This window comes from Chitinophaga varians, assembly GCF_014529945.1.
Lineage (GTDB): Bacteria > Bacteroidota > Bacteroidia > Chitinophagales > Chitinophagaceae > Chitinophaga > Chitinophaga varians.
In genome coordinates this window covers 1,606,881-1,629,054 of the sequence record NZ_JACVFB010000001.1, presented here as the reverse complement: position 1 = coordinate 1,629,054, position 22,174 = coordinate 1,606,881, and the positions used below count along the sequence as shown (strand labels likewise).

The window sequence follows — 22,174 nt, the reverse complement described above, 5'->3', positions numbered from 1 at the left end:
ATGCGACCTGTTTATCACTGGCCGGCCTGTTTGGGTATGATGCTCTCGCTAAGCGCCACCGCACAGCAGTTGCCCGATGCCAATCAGTACATCACCACACCATCCCTGCATATGCGGGAGCGTAGCTGGCCTTTTCCAGCCAATGGCGCTACCGATCCGCAGGCACTGTTGTGGCCCGGCGTGGCCGGTAAAAACGTTCGCTACCTGGTCCGCTACAGCCAGGACAGCCTCTTTCCTGCCGGTCGCACCCAACAAAGCGATACCCTGCCATGGGCCATGTATGCGCTGCACGCCCCGCTATCAACCGGTAAATGGTACTGGCAATACGCGTCCCGTGCGCAAAACAAAGATGCCTGGGTATGGTCATCTCCGCGTTACTTTTATACGTCGGCCCCCACGGTAACGCCTACACTGCCGCAAATGATGGAAAAAGCCCGCAAGCCGCATCCCCGTTTATGGAACATGCAGGCACAGCTGAAGAGCTTCCGCCAGGCCAACCGCAACGACGCAGAAGCCGCCACCCTGCTACGTTCTACCGACAAATTGCTCAACGCGCCATTGGCGGAAGAAAAGCCTACACGCCCCCGTGACACCACCGGCATGACAGCACAGCAGCAGGAAAAAATGATCGAGTTCATGTATCATGGCTTCGGTGAAAAGGTAGCGCAGCCTATCCGCCAGCTATGTACCGCCTACTGGCTCAGTGGTGACGACCGCTATGCTAAAGAGGCTGTCCGCCGTGCGCTGCACCTGGCCAGTCTTGACCCTGCCGGCTACGGCTCCCGCGACGATTTCAACAATGGCAATGTCATGGAGGGCATGGCCTGGGCTTACGATATGGCCTACGACCGGCTTAGCGTCGCGCAACGCGACATCTTGCAGCAGGCCATCCTTCGCCGCGGAAGCGGTATCTATCGCAACCTCACCAATCGTTTTGAGCTGCAGCTATGCGATAACCACGTATGGCAACATATCCTGCGTAATTTTTCCATTGCGGCCGTAGCGCTGGCCCATGATGCACCACCCGCCAATCAATGGCTCCAATACGTCTACGAAGTATGGAGCGCAAGGTTTCCGGTGCTCGGTTCCACCGATGGCGGCTGGCACGAAGGCAACGGCTATTTCCGCGTTCACTTTGTGTCGCTGGCCTACCTGTCACTTCTGTTCGGCGACCTGAGCGGGGTGGATTATTTCGCTACCCCATGGATGCAAAACCTTCCTTATTATCTGCTTTACTCTTATCCTCCGGGGTCCGCCTCCGTGGCCATGGGAGATATGCATGAGAACCTGTCCACCACCACCCGCACACAGGCCGTATTTGCAGAGGCGCTGTCCCGCAAGGTAAACAACCCGTATTTTAACTGGTACGTATATACGATACAACAGCAGTTTCCCGACTACTTCCAAAGAGACAAAGATTTTGTGTTGTTCCGGTTGCTCGTAAAAAAGACAGGACAGCCGAAGGTTGTTTCCCCTCTGACTTTGCCCGCTTCCCATACGTTCCCGGACATAGGGCTTACCATGATGCACTCCCACCTGGATGACACCCGCAAAGACCTGATGGCCTCTCTGAGCGCCAATCCGTTTGGGTCTTCCGGTCATGGTCACGCCAGTCAGAATGCCTTCAACATCAACTATGGCGGCAAACTGATCTTTGGTGGCAGCGGCTTCTACAGCAATTTCAGCGATGCCCACAACCTGCTGCACTACCGTAGCTCCCGTGCTTACTGCACCATACTGGCCGACAGTCTGGGGCAGCGCATCGGGGAAAATGGCTACGGCTGGATGCCCCGCCACATCGCCGGCAAACGGATACAATACACGCTGGGCGATGCTTCCAATGCCTATGGTCCCGTGACCGCTCCGTTCTGGTTAGGGCATTTTGAACTCAATCACCTGCAGCCTGACCGTCAAAATGGCTTCGGCGATCTGGGCGTTACCCGCTACCGCCGGCATATGCTGATGCTCGACAGCAATATCATCGTACTGTATGATGAACTGGCTGCCAAACAACCCATCAAATGGACGTGGCAGGCGCATAGCCCTTATGCCATCCGGCAGGGCGATGGCAATACCTTCACCATCCATGAGCCGGGCGTAAAAGCCGGGGTATACGTATACGCCCATACGAAAACAAATACGGTCGTGCACCAACGTTTTAATTCACCAGCCATCAACTGGAAAGGTAAAACAGATGACGAAGGCAATATTGTGCCCTTCGCCGAACAATGGCATTGCGGCGTAACCACCATGCCACAGCAACAGGCCCGTCTGCTGACTGTGATGCAGATAGGCGCACCTCATGCCGCCACCCTCCCGGTGACCCAACAAAACGGAGAATGGCGCATCGGTGCGTGGCACATTGTCGCCGAACTGGACGACCGTAAAGCACCGCTGCTTTATATCTTCAACGACGACCAGACCACCGCCCTTCATTATGGCAGCGGCAATTTCCGGCAGGGACAGCACCGGTACCAGCACAGTACGGTGCTCATCGAAAACAGTCAATCTACCGAAGCCATCGATATCCTGCCCTCCATCATCAAAACCCGATAATATGACCATAAACACATTCCGTCATCTGGCCGCCGCCTTGCTGTTATGTCTGTTCGGCGCCGCCTGTTCTCCCAAGAAAAAAAGGCCCAACATCCTGATGATCATGTCAGACAACCAGTCGTGGAACCACGCCGGTTGTTATGGCGATAAAACCGTCAGAACCCCCAACATGGATTTGATAGCCCGACAGGGGGTGCGGTTTACCAACGCCTTCTGCAGTTCTCCCTCCTGTTCACCTGCCAGAGCGGCCATGCTCACCGGCCAGGATATATGGCGTATCGAAGAAGGCGCCAATCTGTGGGGCGTTCTTCCCACAAAATTTAAACTCTATACCGACCTGCTGGAGTCTTCCGGCTATGAAATCGGCTTTCAGGGCAAAGGCTGGGGCCCCGGCAGCTTTACCGCCAACCAACGCAAGCGCAACCCCGCCGGTAACGAATTCAAAAACTTCGGTGATTTCCTCACCGCCCGTAAAGGGGCACCCTGGTGCTATTGGGTGAGTAGCCATGAACCCCACCGGCCCTATGAAGTAGGCAGCGGAGAACGGGCAGGCATACACGCCGACAGCGTTCATGTGCCAGGTTATCTCCCCGACCGTAAAGATGTACGTACCGATATCGCAGACTACTATGCCGCCGTGGAAACCTTTGACCGCGAGCTGGGAGGCATCCTCCAACAGCTCCGGGAAAGCGGTGATCTGGAAAATACCGTCATCATTGTCTGCAGTGACAACGGCTGGCAGATGCCACGCGGTCTGGCCAACCTTTATGACTTCGGCACACACGTGCCACTCATCATTTCATGGCCTGGTAAATTCAGGGAGAATGAAACCACCGATCATCTGGTCACTCTGAACGATCTCGCCCCTACGTTCCTCGAACTTGGACAGGTAGCTGTTCCTAAAGAGATGACAGGCAAAAGCCTGCTGCCCATCGTTACCAAAGGACAGACAGCGCCTGCACGCGACTACGTAGTATTGGGCAGGGAGCGGCATGCGTTTGTACGGCAGCATGGACTGGGTTACCCAGGCAGGGCTATACGTACCACAGACTATCTCTACATCCGCAACTATGAGCCGGACAGATGGCCTGCCGGCGACCCACCACTGTATGGCGACATCGATCCTTATATGCTGCATTACCCCGGACTGGCCAAATGCTACATCATGGCCCATAAGGACAGCGCAGTCATCAAACCCTTCTTTGAACTGGGCTTCGCGAAAAGACCGGCAGAAGAATTATTTGATATCAAAAACGATCCCGATGAACTGCATAACCTCGCGGGAGATCAGCGTTATGCGCGACTGAAAGACTCGCTGGCCGGCAAAATGCAAGGACATCTTATAGCCACCGGCGATCCGCGCGTTACTAACCAAAAGCTCATCTGGGACCACACCGATTATTTCTCCGAGATCGATAAAACACCACGGCCCAGCCCTGCATCGCAAAAACAATTTAAACTGGACTCAGTATACAACTACCTGAAATAACAACGACATGAATATGGGAAAAATGAGCTGCTACCTATTGATCTGTTGTATGGTGATGACCTATAACAGTGAGGCGCAAACGAAAACGCGGAAGATGACACCTGCCATGAAACAAATCGTGGAAGATGCGCTGTCCTTTTCTGTGCGACAGTACAAACATATGGCCGCCATATTGCCTGATGGCAGATTACCCCGTACCACTACTAAAGACGGTACATTGATGACCGCTGAGTCCCGCTGGTGGACCAGCGGCTTCTATCCAGGCACCCTGTGGTACCTTTACGAATACAGCAAAGATCCGCAGATACTGGCCGAAGCCAACAAACGCATGCAGCTGCTGGAAAAAGAACAGTTCAACCGGCAGACCCATGACCTCGGATTTATGATGTACAACAGCTATGGCAACGCGCTGCGTATAGCCCCACAGGCAGCCTACCGAGATATATTGCTGAACAGCGCCCGTTCACTGGCATCACGCTTTCATAACAAAGTGAACTGCATCCGTTCGTGGGACCATGGCAACTGGCAATTTCCCGTTATCATCGACAATATGATGAACCTGGAATTACTCACATGGGCCACCCGGGAAAGTGGTGACTCTTCTTATTACCACATCGCCGTAAAACATGCCAACACCACGCTGCAGCATCATTTCCGCAAAGACTTCAGCACCTGGCATGTTATTGACTACGACACGCTCACCGGTCAACCGGTAGCTAAAAAAACCTTTCAGGGCGCCGCAGATTCGTCAGCCTGGGCCAGAGGACAAACCTGGGCACTGTACGGTTACACCATGATGTACCGGGAAACCCGCAACCCGCGGTATTTGCAGCAGGCAGTAGCCGTAGCAGGCTTGCTGCTACATCATCCTGCCATGCCGAAGGACCATATCCCTTACTGGGATTTTAACGCGCCGGACATCCCCCATGCATACCGCGACGCTTCCGCCGCCGCCATCATGGCCTCCGCACTGCTGGAACTCAGCACACTGGTAAAAGGTAAACAAGCAGATACTTACTGGAAAACAGCAGAACAAATTATCACCGGCCTGTCATCCAATACCTACCGCGCCAAAGAAGGTGAGAACAACAATTTTATCCTCATGAAGAGCGTAGGTTCCCTGCCCCATGGAGTGGAGATCAATGTACCCTTGTCGTATGCAGATTATTATTACGTAGAGGCGTTAATGAGATATCGTCAATATTCCCGATCGGATTCGTAATTCGATTCGCATTCGATTCCCAGGGCTGAAGCCCTGGGCTACGTTGTTGTTCAATTTCTTTCGGATTAAGATTTCAAATGTTTATGTTGAGTGCTATAGATGTTGTAATACTTAATTAGTAGTACCCAAATTCAAAAAAATCAGACAACAACGTAGCACAGCGTTGCATTGGGTTTATGATATATCAAATGCCATTGATGTTCCAATGCCTAAATAACAGCTCCCAAATCCAAAGAACCTGAACAACAATATAGCCCAGAGCTTCAGCCCTGGGAACCTGGGTTTTATGGGTTTTATGGGTTTTATTCGGTTCACGATATATCAAATGCCATTGATGTTCCAATGCCTAAATAACAACCCCAAAATCCAAAAGAACCTGAACAACAATATAGCCCAGGGCTTCAGCCCTGGGAACCTGGGAATATTAATCCGTTACAGAAACGTAATATCCATCCGGGTCTCTGAGGGAGAATTCATTTCTGCCGGAGTTGGCATTAACATGAGGTGGTTCTTCGATGATGGCATTCAGTTGCCGGGCTTTCTTCCAGGCTTCTTCGAAAGCGGTGACGCGGAAAAAGAGGATCAATCCGTTGCCGGGTGTTATGGTTGGATCTGTCATGGTAGGATGTCCGTGTGCGGCCCATTTGTGCAGGCATAATACCACTGTGTCGTCTTCAGGGTCGGCGAGGATTTCGAAGGTGTTGCCGCCATGGCGGCTTTCACAACCCAGTAGTTGCTGGTACCAGCCGGAGCTTTTCTCGACGTCTTTTACGGCGATAATAATTTCAGGTCTTATCATAGTTACTTTTTTCCGGTCAGATTTCCCGGTTCCGTATTTTTTGTTTGTGGTCCATTCCCCATTGCACGAGTTCATGCATCACGCTGCGCAGCGAGTCTGCATAAGCATTGCGGACGTAGAGGATGGTGCCGTTATCCAGTATTTTCCGGCTGACAAGGCCATTCAGTTCCAGGTCTTTCAGCTCGTTGGACAATACTCTGGCGGAGATCCCTGATAATGCCCGTTGCAGTTCGTTAAAACGTTTGTCTCCTCCGGCCAGCGTGATGAGGATACGCATTTTCCATTTGCCGGCAATAATATACAATGCATCTTCTGCGGCGGGGACCACCTGGCTGCATTTTTCTGTGCATGTTGCTGTTTCCATATATCAGGTTTACTAACCCATAGGTTACTGCTAACCTATGGGTTATCTTGACAGTATCGCTTTTAAAGGCAGGTATTTTTGTACCCTTTGATTTCATCTTCAAAACAAAAATATCTAAAAAAACAGATCATGGGAAACATCTTGCATATCATATCCAGTGCACGGGGGGAAGCTTCCAATAGTATACTGCTGGGCAACCGCATCGTGGAAAGGCTACAGCGGCGGTATCCAGATAAGAAAGTTGTTGTTAACGACGTAACGGGGCAATCCTGGCAATGGTTGCATAACGAACTTGTAGATGCGTACCGGACGCCTTTGGCAGCGCTTACCACAGAACAGCAGGTGTTACTGGAAACATCCGACGCCACTGTCACCCAAATGCAGGAGGCTGATGTGATTGTGATTGGCGTACCGCTTTATAACTTTAATCTGCCAGCCCCTCTCAAAGCGTGGGTAGACCATATCGTTCGGCCCGGCAAAACCGTAAACTATCAGGACGGAGGATTTGCCGGACAGCTGACCGGTAAAAAGGTGTACCTCGCCATTGCCTCTAATGGTATCTATTCAGAAGGCCCGATGCAGCCCTTTGACTTCGCAGAGCCCTATCTACGGTATGTGTTGGGATTTGTAGGCATTACAGATATTACCACCTACCGCATAGAAGGCGCCGGGATGTCAGCTACCAGGGAAACCGCTGTGGAAAAGGGATTGGCCAGTGTAGAGAGCATCTGATCATATGCTACCGGAAAAATAAAGTTGGTTCTTTATTTGGAGAACCAACTTTATTTTTCCACCTTTGGGATGACAAAAACAGCAGCATTGGAGAAATACAGAGACCGGATAGAGAAACTGAGCGTTGCCATGGAAGGCCTTGGCCTTACCCCGGTGGCAGCGAGAGCGTATATTTACCTGCTATTATGCGAGGGCCATGAGGCTACGTTTGAACAGATCGTGGAATATTTTGGAGTGAGCAAAAGTGCGGTATCCAATGCCATCAAGATGTTGGAATCTGCCAAGATGATTTCCTCCAAAACCGTGGGTGGACAAAGGAAACGCTACTTCTCCCCCAATGTGACCACCATGTTCAATGAAGACACGCTCACCGCGAGGATTAAGATGTTTTTTGAGATACTGGACGAAGTCAGGTCCATCCGTCAAACTGATGATGAACTAAACCAGGAATTGGGAGATGTCTCCCTGCTCTATAAAATGATGCTGGTGGAACTGCCACTCATACTGGAGAGGTGGAAACGGACCATCGCACTCAACAAGGCCCAATCATAGCGGCTTTTTTTTGTCGCGTCTGGTTCTCTAAGTTCAGAACTAAAAGAATAATAATCGTTTAAGATGAAAACAGGTATCATTTTACTGTTGCTGGCTATCCCTTTCCGGATGGCAGACGGACAGACCATGCCTGAAAAAGACACCGGTCAACCTACGACTATCCTGAGTCTGCAACAGTGCCTCGACTATGCCGGCACCCACAATCAGGAATTGCTAAGCAAAGCGCAATCCGCCGCAGCCGCGGTACAGGAACGCAAAGCTGCCACCGCCAAACTACTCCCGGACATTTCGGTCACCGCCGCCGTAAACAATTACTGGAAGATACCTGTGCAGGTATTTCCCGGAGAACTGGTAAATCAGCCAGCAGGCACCTTTGTGCCCGTACGCATGGGTACCCCGTGGATGGGCAATTACGGCGCGGAAGCCAGCCTCCCGCTGGTAGATGTTAAAACATGGCAAAGCATCAAACTGGCCAGGTTACAACAACAGGCCGGCGCCAGCGAATACCGGTCCTTACAACGCTCCCTCCGGAAAAACGTATGCATGGCCTATTACAGCGCTCAGCTACAGCTGGACTACCTGACGGTAGCCCAACAACTGTACAGCAATTATCAGCAGATCCACGACCTGATCAAACTACAGTTTGATAAAGGGCTGACAGATAAAATTGCGTTTAACCAGTCTGCCGCCCTGCTGAAAAACAGGCAACAGGCGGTGCAACAGGCCGGCGTGTCTTTACAGGAAGCCTACCTCGATCTGAAATTCTGGATGGGGTTCCCGCTGGATAGCCAGCTGACCACCCAACCTACGGAGCCGTTACCTCCGCTGGAGATCAATCACTACCGCACTTCACAGTTGCCCGATTATGAAGCAGAGCAGCTCAGGGTAGCGGTGGCCGCACAGGAATATCATAACACACGGGCCAACTACTATCCCAGCCTGCATTTTAAAGGTTCTTACCAACAGCTGGGGTTTGGCGACAGGATGAATTTTATCACCCGTTCGCCATGGTTCACCGTGGGCTTCGCCGGAGTGGAGCTGCGCTTTCCGCTGTCCTGGTCTAATTTTTCCGCCAAACCACGCAGCATGAAAGCCCAGTGGCTGGCTGCTTCCAGCCGTTTCAAACAGTACGGGTCCGAACAGGAAAAGAGATACCGTCAGGAAAGATTATTACTGGAAAAAGCTTCCGGCGACATACAGCTGCAAAAGGAAAACATCGCGCTGGCACAGGAGAATGAAACCCTCAGCACACAGAAGATCAACAAGGGCATCATCGACATGATACAACTGAAAGAGATACAACAGGACCTCTACGACGCACAGGCCAAACTCAACGATGCGCGCACCGACTTTTACAAACACTACACTGAACTCAACTATCTGCAACATCAATAAAGATCTGCATGAAAACATTGCTCTCCATCGCAGGGGTGGCCATATTGCTCACTGCCTGCAAATCCAAAACCGCTACCTATACGGTGCAGTCCCGCACGTTGAATGAAGCGGTGTATGCTTCCGGAGAAATCATGCCTGAAGCCTATTACTTCCTCAAAGCCAATTCTGCCGACCTGCTACTGAAAGTGCTGGTGAAAGAAGGTGATACCGTGCATCAAAACGAAGTACTGGCCGTACTGGGCACGCCAGGACAGCTGGAGCAGGTAGACATCCTGCAACGCCAGGTGGCGCTGGCCGGCAGCAATGCACAGGAACATTCCGCCGCGCTGACTGAATTGAAAAGCCGCATCGCCCTGGCACAAACAAAAAAGGAACAGGACGCACTTAACGCCGACAGATATACGGAGCTGGCACAAAGCAAGGCCGTATCTGAAAAAGATGCCGAACAGGCCCGTGTACAGGCTGCCAGCAGCGCTACAGAATACAAAACGCTGCAAGACCAATACAAGGCATTACAAAATGACCTGTCCGGCAAACTGCTGCAGGCCCAACAACAGCTGACCGCCACCACCCAAAGCCGGGAAGGGAAAGTACTGAAAAGCCCGGTCAACGGCCGGGTGTACAAAGTGTATCTGAAAACAGGCGAACTCGCCCAACTCAACGATCCTGTGGTGATGGTAGGACTACCCGGACAATTTAAACTCGAACTGCTCGTCGATGAGCGCGACATCAGCAAGATACGCACCGGCCAGAAAGTGTACTTCGAGACCGATGTGTACAAAGGCAAACAGTTCGCCGGCACCATCAACAAGATCATTCCACTGCTGCAAAAGGAAAGCCGCAGCTTCCAGGTAGAGGCAGCCGTGCAGGACACTGCCCTCTTTTATCCGCAGTCATCCGTAGAAGCCAATATCCTTATACGGGAACGCATCAACGCGCTGGTAGTGCCCTCCGATTATCTGATGAAAGGCGATAGCGTATATCTGCAACAGGGCAAAGAACTCCGTAAAACCGCTATTGTGACCGGTATCCGCAATGGCGACTGGGTGGAAGTAAAATCCGGGCTGAAAGCAGGCGATGTGATCGCCATAAAAGAAGGACGATGAAAATATTCACCAATATCAAACTGGCAGCGACCATAGCCTTCACGCATATGCGTGCCCGGTTGAAACAAACGGTGATAGCTACCGCAGGCGTCACCTTTGGTATCACGGTGTTCATCTTTATGGTCAGCTTCATACAGGGTTCTAATGATTTCGTACAGGCGGTAGCGTTTGAGCAATCGCCGCACCTACGGTTATACAACGAGATACAGACCGCTTCTTCCAACGTACTGGACCGGGCGCAACCCGGTACCATCAATATGGTCAGTCATGTAAAACCCAAAGACATCCTGTTAAGTCTGAAAGACGGACCGCAGATTGTGCAGGCACTGCAACAAGACCCGCGGGTAGCGGCTGTTTCAGGCTCCGTCAGCTCGCAGGTGTTCTACCGCCTGGGCTCCAGCAGCATCAACGGCACCATCAATGGTATCCGTTTCGAACAGGAGAATGCGCTGTTCAACTTACAGGCTAAACTGGTCGACGGCAGCTTCCGAGAACTATCTACCCTGCCTAACAGCATCGTGGTAGGCGTAGGGCTGGCCAAACGGCTCAATGTAAAAACCGGCGACCATCTGGAAGTGACGACCGAAAAAGGCAACAACTTTTCCGTGAAAGTAGTCGGCATCTTTAAAACCGGCCTCACTGACATCGATAAACAGCAGAGTTATGCCAGTCTCAATACCGTACAACGTTTCCTGGAGGTGCCTGTTTCCTATATCACCGACATCAAAATAAAGCTGCATGATATGGAGCTGGCGCCGGCCATGTCGAAGGAATTGCAGGCGAAATACAGCTTTCATGGCTCCGACTGGAAGCAGGACAACTCCGCGTTACTGGAAGGCGACGCATTGCGTAAAATGATCGTATATGGCGTAGCCGTTACCATACTATTGGTAGCGGGATTTGGGATCTTCAACATCCTCACCATGATGATTTATGAGAAGATGAAAGACATTGCCATTCTGAAAGCGATGGGCTTTTCCGATGCAGATATCCGTTGGATATTTCTCATACAGGCGCTGATCATTGGTATTACAGGTGCACTAATGGGACTGGTGTTTGGTTTTCTGGCCGCATATGGCATTTCCAAAATGCCTTATAAAAGTGACGTGATGATTACGCTGGACCATCTACCCGTAAGCTTCAGTGCCGTATACTATGTTACCGGCTTCACTTTCGGTATTCTCACCACTACCCTTGCCGGTTACCTGCCTTCCCGCAAGGCCGCCGGCGTAGATCCTATCACTATTTTAAGAGGATAACCATGAACCTGATTGAAGTAAGAAATATCAATAAATATTTTTACCAGCCCACTAAAATGCAGGTGCTGACCGATGTCAGTCTGGATATAGAGAAAGGTCATTTTGTGTCCATCACCGGAAAATCAGGAAGTGGCAAATCTACCTTGTTATACCTCTTGTCTACTATGGACACCGCTTCTGAAGGCAGCATCCGAATCAATGGCGAAGAGATGCAGGGGAAACGTAACCGGTGGCTGGCGGATTTCCGCAATCATCATATAGGCTTTGTGTTTCAGTTCCACTACCTGTTGCCTGAATTCAGCGTGCTCCGTAACGTGATGCTGCCTGCGCTGAAGCTGGCCCGTTATGCACCTGAGGAGATAGAACATCGGGCCATGGACCTGTTAAAACTACTGGGGGTAGATGTGCAGGCCTCCAAACGGGCGTCCCTGCTCTCCGGAGGCCAGCAGCAAAGGGTGGCCATTGCCCGCGCACTGATCAACGAACCGCTCATTATCATGGGTGATGAACCGACGGGGAATCTGGACAGCCAGAATGCCGCCATTGTGTTCGATCTCTTCCGGCAGCTGTCTTCCGAACGGGGACAAACCATTCTTACCGTCACCCATGATGATGATTTTGCCCAACGGTCCGATAAGGTGATCCATCTGGTAGATGGCAAGATTGCCAATTGACGCTTGTCAGGCTACCTTCCTTTGTGGCTGTTGCGCATCATGGCCGACCACCGTGCGAGCTAACACCCGGTCGCGCATTTTGAGCGCCGGTTTCTCCACCAGGATGCGGAGCAGCCACGCTGCCAGTATACAGGTGATGGTACAGACCAGCATCATCCAGCCGCTGTCTTTGGCGAGGCCGAGGGAACTTACCAGGTCCTGCGTTACATGGATCACGCCTTTATGGCTCAGGTAAATAGCATAGGAAAGCGTGGCGATCAGGGTGGTGAAACGGGATTTGATCCGGTACAACCAGCAACGCGGACATACTGCCGCGGCTACGACCAGTCCATACCCTGCGGATACTAACGGGAAGCCATATACGGTGGCCACGAGGGAATAACTATCCTGCGTTACAAACCAGTCAACGGTGAGCAACGCCACTCCGACGAAAAAAATCAGATTGGCATAACGGTTGACCCACTCCTTCGCATGCGGTCTGAACTGGAACAGTGCTGCGATGGCCACACCGGCCAATAGGCCGTCCAGCCGGTTATATACCGGATAATAAATGGCGCGGTACCATGCCACCCAAAAAGTGGGACTTTCATTCAGCGGCGCCACCTGTTGTGTGTAAATCCACCAACGACAAAGGAATCCTCCCGCAAAAAGCACAGGCATCAGCCAGAAGGCTTTGCGGCCCGCTTTTACATATAACAACAGTGCCAGCAGACAGGGAAACACGATATAAAACTGTTCCTCCACACACAACGACCAGGCATGGGAGAAAGTACCGTGCGTTTTGAGGTTCAGCCCGAAGTTCTGCGTGAAAGTGAGGAACTTCCACAACGGCGGCAGCATTTCTTTCTCCCGGAAAACCGGTAGTAATACATACAATGCCAGCACCAGCAGGTATGGCGGGATAATCCGGAAAAAACGTTTGATATAAAACGGTTTCAGTTGAACCGTTCCGGTAGCTGCCACTTCTTTGAATAACTGTCCTGCTATGAGGTAGCCGCTGAGCACAAAAAACAGGTCAACGCCCGTCCACCCAAACCGGGCCGGTTGCTCCAGCCATTCCGGATGCGGAAAGATGCGGTAATGAAAATAAAAGACGAAGAAAATGGCGAATGCGCGCAGATGATCGAGCGATGCCAGTTTCTGTTGCAATGCATGCACAGCGTTCCGGGGATGGGTGGACATAAAATTAGTTGGGAAATTTTTTTGTGTTTTTCAAAAGTAGTAAACGTTTTATTTTTTTTATTTTTTTTCTGCGGCAACTAATCCTGTAAATTGTTATTCCAAACACAGCCCTCAATTCGTCATTCGTAATTTGTAATTAGTTATGCTTTCTACCCACCATCAGGTTTTTATTGAAGTGGCCCGGGAGAAAAGTTTCTCCAAGGCCAGCCAGACGCTGTTTATCTCCCAGCCAGCCATCAGCAAGCATGTGAAGTATCTGGAAGAATATTACAGAACGCGCTTGTTTGAGCGTAAGGGTATCCAGATATCGTTGACCGATGCGGGCAGTTTTTTACTGAAGCGTTTATTGCAGGTCGCCAACATACAGGCGGAGACGGAGTTTGAGATGGCCGCCTTCAGCGACAAGCACCAGGCCAAAGGACTGCTGAAACTGGGTGCCAGCACGACCGTAGCATTGTACATCCTGCCCAAGGTGCTTTCTGCTTTTCAGCAGGAATATCCGCAGGTAGAGATCAATCTGCTGAACCGTAACGCCGAGATTGTATTGGAGGCGTTACTCAATCAGGAGATCAATCTGGGCATCATTGAAGGGAGGGGCAAACTCACCAACGTAGTATATCATCCTTTTATCAATGACCAGGTGATCGCCGTATGTGGCAGAAAGAGCGGTTTTTCCAAAACGCGGCATTATCCGTTGAAAGAAGTGCTGCGCATGCCTGTTGCCCTGCGGGAACGCGGCAGTGGAACACTGGAGGCCTTAAAAGACGCTCTGCAAAAACATAAGACCGGTATTGATGAATTACAGATCAAAGCGCGGCTGGGTGGCACTGAAGCCTTGAAGAACTTCCTGATAGAATCCGACTGTATCGGTTTTCTGCCCAAACGCTCTGTATTCAAGGAGTTGAAGCAGGGCGACCTGACCGAGATTTCTTTCGAGGGGCTACAGATAGAGCGAAGTTTTTATTTCATCCAGCGGAAAGGAGAAACCAGTGAGCTGAATAAAAAACTGATTCGCTACGCCAGAAGCATATATAACCAATAGTTATAGGTTATAACAAAATCGACCAGCTGTTTGTTATAGGTCATGCCTACATTTACAAGGAATGACACTTACCCGAAAAAACATATCGCACCTCACTGCCTTGCAGTGCCCCCGTTGCGGAAAACAATATGACGCAACTGTATTGCAGTCATACGCCACGTGCTGCCACCAGCCCCTGACAGCCGTCTACTCCTGCGACCTGCCCGCACCTGATTTTTTAAAAGGAAGAGACCATAGTATCTGGCGGTACCGGGAGATGCTGCCGGTAGCTGATCCCCGTCATATTGTTAGTCTGGGTGAAGGCGGTACCCCGCTCACCACCCTGCATACCCTGAGTGCACGCACAGGCGTACATGTATTGTTAAAAGACGAAAGTGTGAACCCTACCGGTTCCTTCAAAGCCCGCGGCATCAGCGTAGCGGTATCCAAAGCGCAGGAACTGGGCGTAACACATTGCATCATCCCTTCTGCCGGTAACGCAGGTGGCGCCTTAAGTGCATATTGCGCCAAAGCGGGCATGAAAGCCACCGTCATTATGCCCCGGCATACGCCGGCCACCCTGCAGGAAGAATGCCGCTTATATGGCGCGGAACTAATACTCACCGACGGGCTGATAGACAGCTGCGGCCGCATGGCACGGCAGCTGGTACAGGAAACCGGCGGCTTTGATATGTCTACCTTAAAAGAACCATACCGCCTGGAAGGCAAAAAAACGATGGGATATGAAATCGCCGAGCAGCTGCACTGGCAGTTGCCCGATGTGATCATCTATCCCACCGGCGGCGGCACCGGCCTGATAGGCATGTGGAAAGCCTTTCACGAAATGCGGCAGCTGGGCTGGATCACCGGCAAGCTGCCCAGAATGATCATTATTCAATCTCAAAATTGTGCTCCCATGGTACAGTACATCGACAACGGAAACTTACCGGATGACTTCAGCGGTTATCCATCCATCGCTTATGGACTGGCTGTTCCACAGCCTTTCGCCAAAGACATGATGCAGGAAGTAATACGGCAAAGCGACGGCAAAGCACTGACCGTCACCGAAGAAGAAATGGAAGCCGGCATCTCCGAGATAGCCGAAGCAGAAGGTATCCTGCTTTCCCCGGAAGGCAGCGCCACCTATATGGGCCTGAAAAAACTGATTGAAAAGGATTGGGTACAGGAAGATGAACAGGTTTTGCTGTTCAACACCGGCTCCTGGTACAAATATCGTTGATCATGAAAGCCCCAGGGCTTTCGTGATCAACTCAGGCCTTACCTTCTTCCCATCCCTGTAGTAACTCCCGCAGGAACTTTCTGGATTTGGACACTTCGGTCTGAAAGGCCAGCTTCACCATCAGGTACCCGAATATCAGCATACCAAACGGTATCAGCAACAGCGGCTCAAATTTGCTGCCTGAACGGAAACCATCGATCATCGCGATCAGACAGCCTACAAATCCGATGATGACCCCTCCCATCCAAAAGGTCATAAATACCGCCACCACGATCGACAATGTCATCTTGATCCTTACCGCGGTATGTACTATTTCATGGCTGACATCGCCGGTAATCACCGGCAGAAAAGAGTTCCTATAGTCTATGATACGACTGATCTCAAAACCGTTATTTTTCACGACTCCTTCATAAGGCTTGCCACCGGCTGGCTTAGACCACCCGAATTTAAGTTGGAATCCTTTGCTTTTGGGTACCACATTGGCATCCAGTAACTTCTTTATTTCTTCCGGGGAAAGTTTGGTTAACAACGTGTAACGTTCTATCGGTAATAATTTCATGGAAGATGATTGTACTTAACTAATACGCTTAATAAATTTTCGGGCTAACATCTCTTCATCACTAAACCAGGCATACAATAGTTAGCGGTTCGTTGGCAGCCAGTTCATCCATCGAAAATAAAACATTCCTTCCGATGTCGCAAATACCCCTCACAAAGTCGCCTCATCCCCCCTGCGGCACCAATGGGTCATTTTATCTTTGTTCTGACATCAAACAACTCCTTTTCACTAGCTGTTAAAATAAAAAACTATGGCAAAGCGAATCACTTCACAAAGGATTTCACCGCATTTGTGGTTTGAGAACCAAGCCGAAGAAGCGGCTAAGTTCTATACCTCCATCTTTCAACATTCTTCCATCGGCAACATCTCCCATTACACCGAGGCCGGGCACGATATACACGGAATGCCAGCCGGTTCCGTGCTTACCGTGGAGTTCACGCTCGACGGACAAACCTTTATTGCGCTCAACGGCGGGCCGTATTTCAAATTCAACGAGGCTATTTCTTTCATGGTGAATTGCGAAACACAGGAAGAAATCGACTACTACTGGGAAAAGCTGCGTGCCGGCGGCGACCCCAAAGCCGACCAGTGTGGCTGGCTGAAAGACAAATTCGGTCTCTCCTGGCAGGTAGCCCCGGTGCAGCTCTCCGAAATGCTGATGGATAAAGACAAAGAGCGCCTCAGCAGGGTCATGAACGCCGTCTTTCAGATGAAAAAGCTGGACCTGAAAGCCATAGAGGCCGCTTACGGCGCAGCCGTTGGCGTTAAGTAACGTACACGGATATATGTAAAGCAGCAAGTCCTTCCGATAAGTATCTACCGGAAGGACTTTATCTATACCGGGGTAACGGTAATATGCGGTTTATGCCGGTGGTATTTCGTTTACTGCTGGCCGTTACCTGCGGAAAATTATTTAACTTCCGTTGTCCATCATCGGAAAATAACCTCATGAAATACGTACTCTGTTCCCTTTTATGCCTATTGTGGTCCCTGTCCGAAAGCAGGGCCCAGTCTGCCGCTTTCACCAAACACGAGCAGGATTCCATCCGCAGGTACTACGTCAACGCCGCCTCCCGGTATCACTATTTTGCGCCGGAATGGGGCCGATGCCTCGACAGCGGACTGGTATTATTGCCCCGCGATGCACGGTTGTGGCAACTGAAAGCCATGCCACTCTTTAAACAGCGGAAGTATGAAGCCGGCATGGTGTACCTCGACAAAGCCGTGGCGGATGATCCGGCCGAATACCTCGACTACCGCGCGTTTATTAAGTGTATCTTTCAGAAATCCTATGTGGCGGCCATCGTCGATTTCAAAGAAGCACAACGCTCCAGCGGCCATAGCGGCGTGATGGACCATCCCTATAGTTTTTATCTCGGTCTTTGTCACCTCCAGCTGAATCAATACGACAGTGCGAGGATGTACTTTCAGCAGTGTGTAGACCGCTGGCGGCAATCCGGCACGGAAGCGCCGTTACACAGCCTGTATCCTTTCTATCTGGGCATTGTGGATTATGAAGAGGGCAGATATGCCGAAGCACTCGAGCATTTCAATCACGCCCTGCTGCTTTACCAGCAGTTTTCCGATGCGGGTTATTATAAAGCCCTCTGCCTGTCGCGGTTGCAACGCAAAGAGGAAGCGCAGGCAGCGATGCAGCAGGCGGCTGAAGACCACCGGCAGGGCTATACGTTCACCGAAGACAATAAAATATACGAACCTTATCCTTATCAGGTAAGTGACTGGATGTATCCCCAAGGGCTCCAAAAGTAGTGTTTAGGATTTAGCGATTTTTCTGAACATGATTTCCCGGCGGGTAACAAAGCCCATATGCTCATAAAGCCGGATAGCCCTCTCGTTGGCGATCGATACGTGCAGCATGGATGTGATGCCCTCTTCCGCATGTTGCCGGCACAGCCGGGTTATTAGCTGTTGCGCATATCCCCTGCCGGTATAGGCCGGATCGGTCACAATGGCGCTCAGTTCCGTGAAACCTGTCATCCGCATGCGTTCACCGCCCATGGCCACGAGACGGCCTTCCTCCCGGATACCATAATACGTGCCCAGCGACGGTGTGTCCAGGTTGTAGTAACCCGGCTGCACCCGATTCACCAGATCATACATATCAGCTCTGTCAGCGACCGTCAGCAGGGAAATTTCCACGGGTGTTTTAACCGGCAGCTCCATCATTTCCCGTAATACCATCTGCGCGCAGGGCAGCTCAAACGTCACCTCCCAGTTGGCGGGCAACGGCGGTAACTCCCCTACCAGATAGAATGATTCACCTTCGTTTATCCATGACTGTAAGGCCTCCAGAGGGTTGGCTGCTGTGTGATCGCAGGCGATAAAGGAAAGAAATTCCTTACGGTACCTTTTTGCGTGGGACGCACCTTGTGCCTTGGCCGCGTGCACCGTTGTCAGCGCGCTCCAGACAGGATTATCCAGTAATTGGTCATCTGTTGTTTCCAATATTAACAGTATTGATTCCCTACGAATTTAATCATTTAATTATTTAGCCATTTTCTTATTTATAGGTTCTTGCTAAAATGCAATCCATAAATAAGAAAATGGCTAAATAACTAAATAATCAAATGTCTAGAAGCCGTATCTGATGCCCAGCTGTATCTGCCAGGGGTTGCCGGCCGGAACAATAGTACCGGCATTGACATTCACGTCGTATTTGTACGTAGCGGTAGCCGGATCGAACCCGCCCAGGTTGTACAGGTTCTGTTTACCCAGCAGTTTGCTGGCGCCCCATTCCTTGTTGAACATGTTGGCTACGTTAAAGAAGTCGCCGGACAATTCCACATATTGTGACTTCCCGAAGGTAAACTTCTTGGCTATACGAACATCCCACACACCATAGAAACCGTTTACGCCACCATTTCTTTCTGCCACGTTGCCACTGCTTTTGCGCAGGTAGTCTTTGATGCTGTTGTCAATGTTCGGGTTATCAAGAATACTTTTCAGGCCGTTCCGCATTGCCGCAGGCACGCTGGGATCGTTGATATCAAACACGTAGGCCAGGTCGTTGCTGTTCACAAAATCACCGTTCACATTACCTTTCACGGCCAGGGAATAACGGGTACCGCCTATACCGGAATAGCGGACCCCTACATTGATTCCCCAGAAGCTGGGTGCGGTGCCGTAAAACACCACCTTGTGGCGGAACTGGTTATCGGAATAAGACATCACGCTGAGGTTACGCGGATCATCTTTCACCATCAGGCTCAGGGTAGCTGTATTGGCCACATCGCCGTTATAGGAGGTATTATCTTTGGAATCGTTCCAGGTATAGCTGAAAGAGATTTCACCATCTCTGAAATAACGGTAGGTACCATCTACCACAAAGGCGAACTGGTTGACTTTTCCTTCGCTGTTCAATTCCAGCACACGGCCCACCTTGGTGCTTTTACGGCCATTCTGCCAGTCGGCATAACCATTTCCGGGAGTGATGCTGTTAGCAGGCACGTATACGCCGCGGTTACCTTCATTGGCCAGTCGGAAATAAGGCTGGTCCACCATGTTACGGTCTACATACATATAGTTGTGACGGGCCAGGGTAGCAAAGAAGGTCAATCCCATCTTGAAGCGGTCTGTAAAGAAGTGGTTATAGGACAGGTTGGTTTTGTATACCACGGGAATGCGGGCATCTTTACCGTTCATATTGATGGTACCGATGCGGGGCAGTCCGAGTTTATCGAACAGCTCTTTACCGGGCGCAGTGGATGGGTTCTTGCGGTATTCCACGAAGTTAGGTGCCGGCACCTGGGCGCCCTGCACATCTACGGTGAGCACCTTGGTACCATCAAACAGCATGTTGTTGATCATCGCATAGTTGTTGATGTCGGAACCGAAGATAGCGGCGCCGAAACGCAGGTAGTCGCGATGGCGTTCGTTGATGTCCCAGTTGAACTGCAGGCGCGGCTGCAGCTGGAAGGTGCGCAGCGAGTTATCGGTGCGCAGCCCCAGCTCCTGATAAACGGTTTCGTTGAAGTTGGGTTTGTTGAGATAGGTGGTATAGTCCGCACGCAGACCTGCGATCATCTCAAAACCTTTGAACAGTTCTGTCTGCATCTGTGCATACAGGGCGGCGCTCACAATATTCTGATTTACGCTGGGATCGTCTGCCAGGGCTACTTCGCGGGCATACCGGTAAGGCGTCATATTGTTAAACGCATCCATCCCGGTAAAATAGAAACGGCCGTTCATTTCACTGCCATAGAGCGAGTTCATATGGCTGTACATGACGTCTGTACCGAAAGTGAAACTGGCTTTGTTGGTATTATAATACAGGTTGTTGACCAGCTGGAATACATTGTTGTAGAAGTGTTCCGGAGAATACCGTTGTCCACCGAGCTGGATATCCGTGAATACGTCTTTGCCGTTCACGTTGGATTTCACCCTTTCCACGATGCCGCGGGGGATGTTCTGCGCTGGCAGCTGGGCGCCGGGAGAACTTTCTTCAAAAGTATAGAGGTGTTGTACTTTCAGCTCGTTGGTCATTTTAGGGCTGATGGTAGTACGCAGGGTGGCCAACAAACTATTGTTGACAGCCTTGGCGTTGGCATATACTTCATACAGGTTGAGCAGCGTATTGTCATCGCGGCCCAGTGGTGCGCGGTCGTTGACATAGTTGTCGCGGATGGTCAGCAGGTTGCGTTCATTCAGCTGCCAGTCGATACGGGCGAAGGCGGCGTCGGTACCTCTTTTTTTGTTGAACGAGCCGAACTGTGGTGTTTCTGCGACACCGTATTTACCACGGGCGATCTGGAGGAAGTTGTCCAGCGTGGATTGCGTAACGTTCAGTCTCTTTTCATCTTCCGGTGTTCTGATATCCGCCAGTTGCAGTGGACGGGCATCCTGCTGGTGGTCCCATGCGATGAAGAAGTGTGCCTTATCACGAATGATGGGGCCGCCGAGCGAGAAGCCATACTGATAGGTAGAGAAATCATTCTGGCGTTTATTGCCACGCATATCGTAGGGGCTGGACAGCTTATCGTGCCGCATAAAGGTGAATGCGCTACCCGAGAAAGTGTTGGTACCGGATTTAGTCACCGTGCTGATGGTACCGCCGCCACTGCGGCCGTAGGTCACATCATATTGGTTGGTCACTACTTTAAACTCACGGATGGCTTCCATGGAGATGGCGTAAGGGCCGCCAATCCTGGTGTTGGTGCCGCTGCTGGAAGTCGGGTTCTTGGCAGAAGTACCATCAATGGTAATATTCGTTGACGACCCTAACTGGCCGGCAAGGTTATTACCGCTGCTGAGCGGCGACAGGTCGATCAGCGAGGTGAAGTTACGGCCGTTTACCGGTAGCCGCGCGATATCTCTTGCAGAGACCGTGGTAGCGGCGCCGAAGTTCTCCGTTTTGTTCTTCAGGCCGGAGCCTACCACCTTTATTTCCTGCATGCTGACGGCGGCAGATTGCAGCGGAATATTCACGCGCACGACATCGCCCTGGTTGAGCGAGTAGCCGGTGCGTTTCTGTTCCTGAAAGCCAAGCGAAGTCACGTTGACCGTATAAGGGCCCCCCAGCGGCATTTCGCGGAAGATAAACTCACCTTTCGCGTTGGTAATGGTGCGGCTGGTAAAACCGGTCGATTCATTGCGGACTATGACCGAAGCGCCGGGCACCGGTTGTTTACTTTCGTCCGTAATCATCCCCAGTATGGACGCCTGTGTGGTTTGTGCCACCGATGGCTGCAGAAAAAGGCATGTCATTAATGACAAAAGAAAGAGAAAGTGACAGATAGGTTTCATATGGTTTTGAACTTTTCAAGTGGGCGAAAATATAGCTGGTATTACGAAAATCATATTGACAGGACGATTCATAACGTAAAATTCACATTAACCCACTGCGGTCGCTTTTCACTTTTGGTTGAATACGGTTAGAAAAATAATAAATAAAAACTAAAAAAAGAAAACAAATAAAACAATTTGAAACAAAAATAAATTTAACCATTTAATCATTTAACCATTTTATCATTTAATCATTTTATCATTTTATCATTTAACCATTTT

Annotated in this window: 19 protein-coding genes; 13 read left to right on the top strand and 6 right to left on the bottom strand. The window is 50.8% G+C overall.

Annotated elements, in window-relative coordinates:
• Genes ICL55_RS06160 through ICL55_RS06150 form a run of 3 tightly spaced genes read left to right on the top strand, consistent with a single transcriptional unit; the run spans position 1 to position 5,267 of the window.
• On the top strand, positions 1 to 2,556 hold the full coding sequence (locus tag ICL55_RS06160) for a DUF4962 domain-containing protein (RefSeq protein WP_188095154.1): 2,556 nt from the start codon (positions 1 to 3) through the stop codon (positions 2,554 to 2,556).
• Position 2,557: 1 nt separating this feature from the next.
• The gene (locus tag ICL55_RS06155; protein WP_188095153.1) at positions 2,558 to 4,045 is read left to right on the top strand and encodes a sulfatase family protein; all 1,488 of its coding nucleotides are present in this window, start codon (positions 2,558 to 2,560) and stop codon (positions 4,043 to 4,045) included.
• A gap of 7 nt (positions 4,046 to 4,052) precedes the next feature.
• A complete protein-coding gene (locus tag ICL55_RS06150; RefSeq protein WP_246496154.1) occupies positions 4,053 to 5,267 on the top strand; it encodes a glycoside hydrolase family 88 protein in 1,215 nt (404 codons plus the stop codon).
• A 424-nt stretch (positions 5,268 to 5,691) separates the two neighbouring features.
• Here the strand turns inward: ICL55_RS06150 and ICL55_RS06145 are convergent, their stop codons facing one another.
• The gene (locus ICL55_RS06145) at positions 5,692 to 6,066 is read right to left on the bottom strand and encodes a VOC family protein (RefSeq protein WP_188095152.1); all 375 of its coding nucleotides are present in this window, start codon (positions 6,064 to 6,066) and stop codon (positions 5,692 to 5,694) included.
• 16 nt (positions 6,067 to 6,082) lie between these two features.
• Entirely contained in the window at positions 6,083 to 6,430 is a 348-nt protein-coding gene (locus ICL55_RS06140; RefSeq protein ID WP_188095151.1) for a winged helix-turn-helix transcriptional regulator, read from the bottom strand.
• 129 nt (positions 6,431 to 6,559) lie between these two features.
• Between ICL55_RS06140 and ICL55_RS06135 the strand changes: the two genes are divergently transcribed.
• From ICL55_RS06135 to ICL55_RS06110, 6 genes are all read left to right on the top strand, one after another.
• Positions 6,560 to 7,162: an FMN-dependent NADH-azoreductase gene (locus tag ICL55_RS06135; protein WP_188095150.1), complete on the top strand. Its 603-nt coding sequence runs from the start codon at positions 6,560 to 6,562 to the stop codon at positions 7,160 to 7,162.
• 69 nt (positions 7,163 to 7,231) lie between these two features.
• Positions 7,232 to 7,714, top strand: a complete 483-nt coding sequence (locus ICL55_RS06130; protein ID WP_188095149.1) for a GbsR/MarR family transcriptional regulator — start codon at positions 7,232 to 7,234, stop codon at positions 7,712 to 7,714.
• Positions 7,715 to 7,777: 63 nt separating this feature from the next.
• Complete coding sequence (locus tag ICL55_RS06125; protein WP_188095148.1) at positions 7,778 to 9,109, top strand: TolC family protein; 1,332 nt, start codon at positions 7,778 to 7,780, stop codon at positions 9,107 to 9,109.
• An 8-nt stretch (positions 9,110 to 9,117) separates the two neighbouring features.
• The gene (locus tag ICL55_RS06120; RefSeq protein WP_188095147.1) at positions 9,118 to 10,215 is read left to right on the top strand and encodes an efflux RND transporter periplasmic adaptor subunit; all 1,098 of its coding nucleotides are present in this window, start codon (positions 9,118 to 9,120) and stop codon (positions 10,213 to 10,215) included.
• A complete protein-coding gene (locus ICL55_RS06115; protein ID WP_223151328.1) occupies positions 10,212 to 11,474 on the top strand; it encodes an ABC transporter permease in 1,263 nt (420 codons plus the stop codon). Before ICL55_RS06120 ends, ICL55_RS06115 begins: the two co-directional genes overlap by 4 nt.
• A gap of 2 nt (positions 11,475 to 11,476) precedes the next feature.
• On the top strand, positions 11,477 to 12,148 hold the full coding sequence (locus ICL55_RS06110; RefSeq protein WP_188095146.1) for an ABC transporter ATP-binding protein: 672 nt from the start codon (positions 11,477 to 11,479) through the stop codon (positions 12,146 to 12,148).
• Between the two features lie 6 nt (positions 12,149 to 12,154).
• On the opposite strand, the gene ICL55_RS06105 is transcribed toward ICL55_RS06110, so the two are convergent.
• Positions 12,155 to 13,330, bottom strand: coding sequence for an acyltransferase family protein (locus ICL55_RS06105; protein WP_188095145.1), 1,176 nt, complete (start codon positions 13,328 to 13,330; stop codon positions 12,155 to 12,157).
• Between the two features lie 142 nt (positions 13,331 to 13,472).
• Here ICL55_RS06105 and ICL55_RS06100 point away from each other — a divergent pair, with 142 nt between their 5' ends.
• Both ICL55_RS06100 and ICL55_RS06095 read left to right on the top strand, forming a co-directional pair.
• Positions 13,473 to 14,372, top strand: coding sequence for a LysR family transcriptional regulator (locus ICL55_RS06100; RefSeq protein WP_188095144.1), 900 nt, complete (start codon positions 13,473 to 13,475; stop codon positions 14,370 to 14,372).
• Between the two features lie 61 nt (positions 14,373 to 14,433).
• A complete protein-coding gene (locus ICL55_RS06095; RefSeq protein ID WP_188095143.1) occupies positions 14,434 to 15,591 on the top strand; it encodes a threonine synthase in 1,158 nt (385 codons plus the stop codon).
• A gap of 31 nt (positions 15,592 to 15,622) precedes the next feature.
• Here ICL55_RS06095 and ICL55_RS06090 read toward each other — a convergent pair whose 3' ends face one another.
• Positions 15,623 to 16,150 (bottom strand): hypothetical protein, encoded by a 528-nt coding sequence (locus ICL55_RS06090; protein ID WP_188095142.1) that lies wholly within the window; start codon positions 16,148 to 16,150, stop codon positions 15,623 to 15,625.
• Positions 16,151 to 16,400: 250 nt separating this feature from the next.
• Here ICL55_RS06090 and ICL55_RS06085 point away from each other — a divergent pair, with 250 nt between their 5' ends.
• Positions 16,401 to 16,922 (top strand): VOC family protein, encoded by a 522-nt coding sequence (locus ICL55_RS06085; RefSeq protein ID WP_188095141.1) that lies wholly within the window; start codon positions 16,401 to 16,403, stop codon positions 16,920 to 16,922.
• Between the two features lie 176 nt (positions 16,923 to 17,098).
• On the top strand, positions 17,099 to 17,920 hold the full coding sequence (locus tag ICL55_RS06080; protein WP_188095140.1) for a tetratricopeptide repeat protein: 822 nt from the start codon (positions 17,099 to 17,101) through the stop codon (positions 17,918 to 17,920).
• Between the two features lie 3 nt (positions 17,921 to 17,923).
• Here the strand turns inward: ICL55_RS06080 and ICL55_RS06075 are convergent, their stop codons facing one another.
• Positions 17,924 to 18,616 (bottom strand): GNAT family N-acetyltransferase, encoded by a 693-nt coding sequence (locus tag ICL55_RS06075; RefSeq protein WP_188095139.1) that lies wholly within the window; start codon positions 18,614 to 18,616, stop codon positions 17,924 to 17,926.
• A gap of 126 nt (positions 18,617 to 18,742) precedes the next feature.
• Positions 18,743 to 21,874, bottom strand: coding sequence for a TonB-dependent receptor (locus ICL55_RS06070; RefSeq protein ID WP_246496153.1), 3,132 nt, complete (start codon positions 21,872 to 21,874; stop codon positions 18,743 to 18,745).
• Positions 21,875 to 22,174: the final 300 nt, after the last annotated feature.

What these genes read in the sequence shown, in the direction of transcription:
- ICL55_RS06085 (WP_188095141.1), top strand. Translation starts at nt 16,401, where the DNA reads ATGGCAAAGCGAATCACTTCACAAAGGATTTCACCGCATTTGTGGTTT.
- ICL55_RS06120 (WP_188095147.1), top strand. Translation starts at nt 9,118, where the DNA reads ATGAAAACATTGCTCTCCATCGCAGGGGTGGCCATATTGCTCACTGCC.
- ICL55_RS06090 (WP_188095142.1), bottom strand. Translation starts at nt 16,150, where the DNA reads ATGAAATTATTACCGATAGAACGTTACACGTTGTTAACCAAACTTTCC.
- ICL55_RS06110 (WP_188095146.1), top strand. Translation starts at nt 11,477, where the DNA reads ATGAACCTGATTGAAGTAAGAAATATCAATAAATATTTTTACCAGCCC.
- ICL55_RS06095 (WP_188095143.1), top strand. Translation starts at nt 14,434, where the DNA reads ATGACACTTACCCGAAAAAACATATCGCACCTCACTGCCTTGCAGTGC.
- ICL55_RS06100 (WP_188095144.1), top strand. Translation starts at nt 13,473, where the DNA reads ATGCTTTCTACCCACCATCAGGTTTTTATTGAAGTGGCCCGGGAGAAA.
- ICL55_RS06115 (WP_223151328.1), top strand. Translation starts at nt 10,212, where the DNA reads ATGAAAATATTCACCAATATCAAACTGGCAGCGACCATAGCCTTCACG.
- ICL55_RS06155 (WP_188095153.1), top strand. Translation starts at nt 2,558, where the DNA reads ATGACCATAAACACATTCCGTCATCTGGCCGCCGCCTTGCTGTTATGT.
- ICL55_RS06140 (WP_188095151.1), bottom strand. Translation starts at nt 6,430, where the DNA reads ATGGAAACAGCAACATGCACAGAAAAATGCAGCCAGGTGGTCCCCGCC.
- ICL55_RS06150 (WP_246496154.1), top strand. Translation starts at nt 4,053, where the DNA reads ATGAATATGGGAAAAATGAGCTGCTACCTATTGATCTGTTGTATGGTG.
- ICL55_RS06135 (WP_188095150.1), top strand. Translation starts at nt 6,560, where the DNA reads ATGGGAAACATCTTGCATATCATATCCAGTGCACGGGGGGAAGCTTCC.
- ICL55_RS06160 (WP_188095154.1), top strand. Translation starts at nt 1, where the DNA reads ATGCGACCTGTTTATCACTGGCCGGCCTGTTTGGGTATGATGCTCTCG.
- ICL55_RS06080 (WP_188095140.1), top strand. Translation starts at nt 17,099, where the DNA reads ATGAAATACGTACTCTGTTCCCTTTTATGCCTATTGTGGTCCCTGTCC.
- ICL55_RS06145 (WP_188095152.1), bottom strand. Translation starts at nt 6,066, where the DNA reads ATGATAAGACCTGAAATTATTATCGCCGTAAAAGACGTCGAGAAAAGC.
- ICL55_RS06125 (WP_188095148.1), top strand. Translation starts at nt 7,778, where the DNA reads ATGAAAACAGGTATCATTTTACTGTTGCTGGCTATCCCTTTCCGGATG.
- ICL55_RS06070 (WP_246496153.1), bottom strand. Translation starts at nt 21,874, where the DNA reads ATGACATGCCTTTTTCTGCAGCCATCGGTGGCACAAACCACACAGGCG.
- ICL55_RS06130 (WP_188095149.1), top strand. Translation starts at nt 7,232, where the DNA reads ATGACAAAAACAGCAGCATTGGAGAAATACAGAGACCGGATAGAGAAA.
- ICL55_RS06105 (WP_188095145.1), bottom strand. Translation starts at nt 13,330, where the DNA reads ATGTCCACCCATCCCCGGAACGCTGTGCATGCATTGCAACAGAAACTG.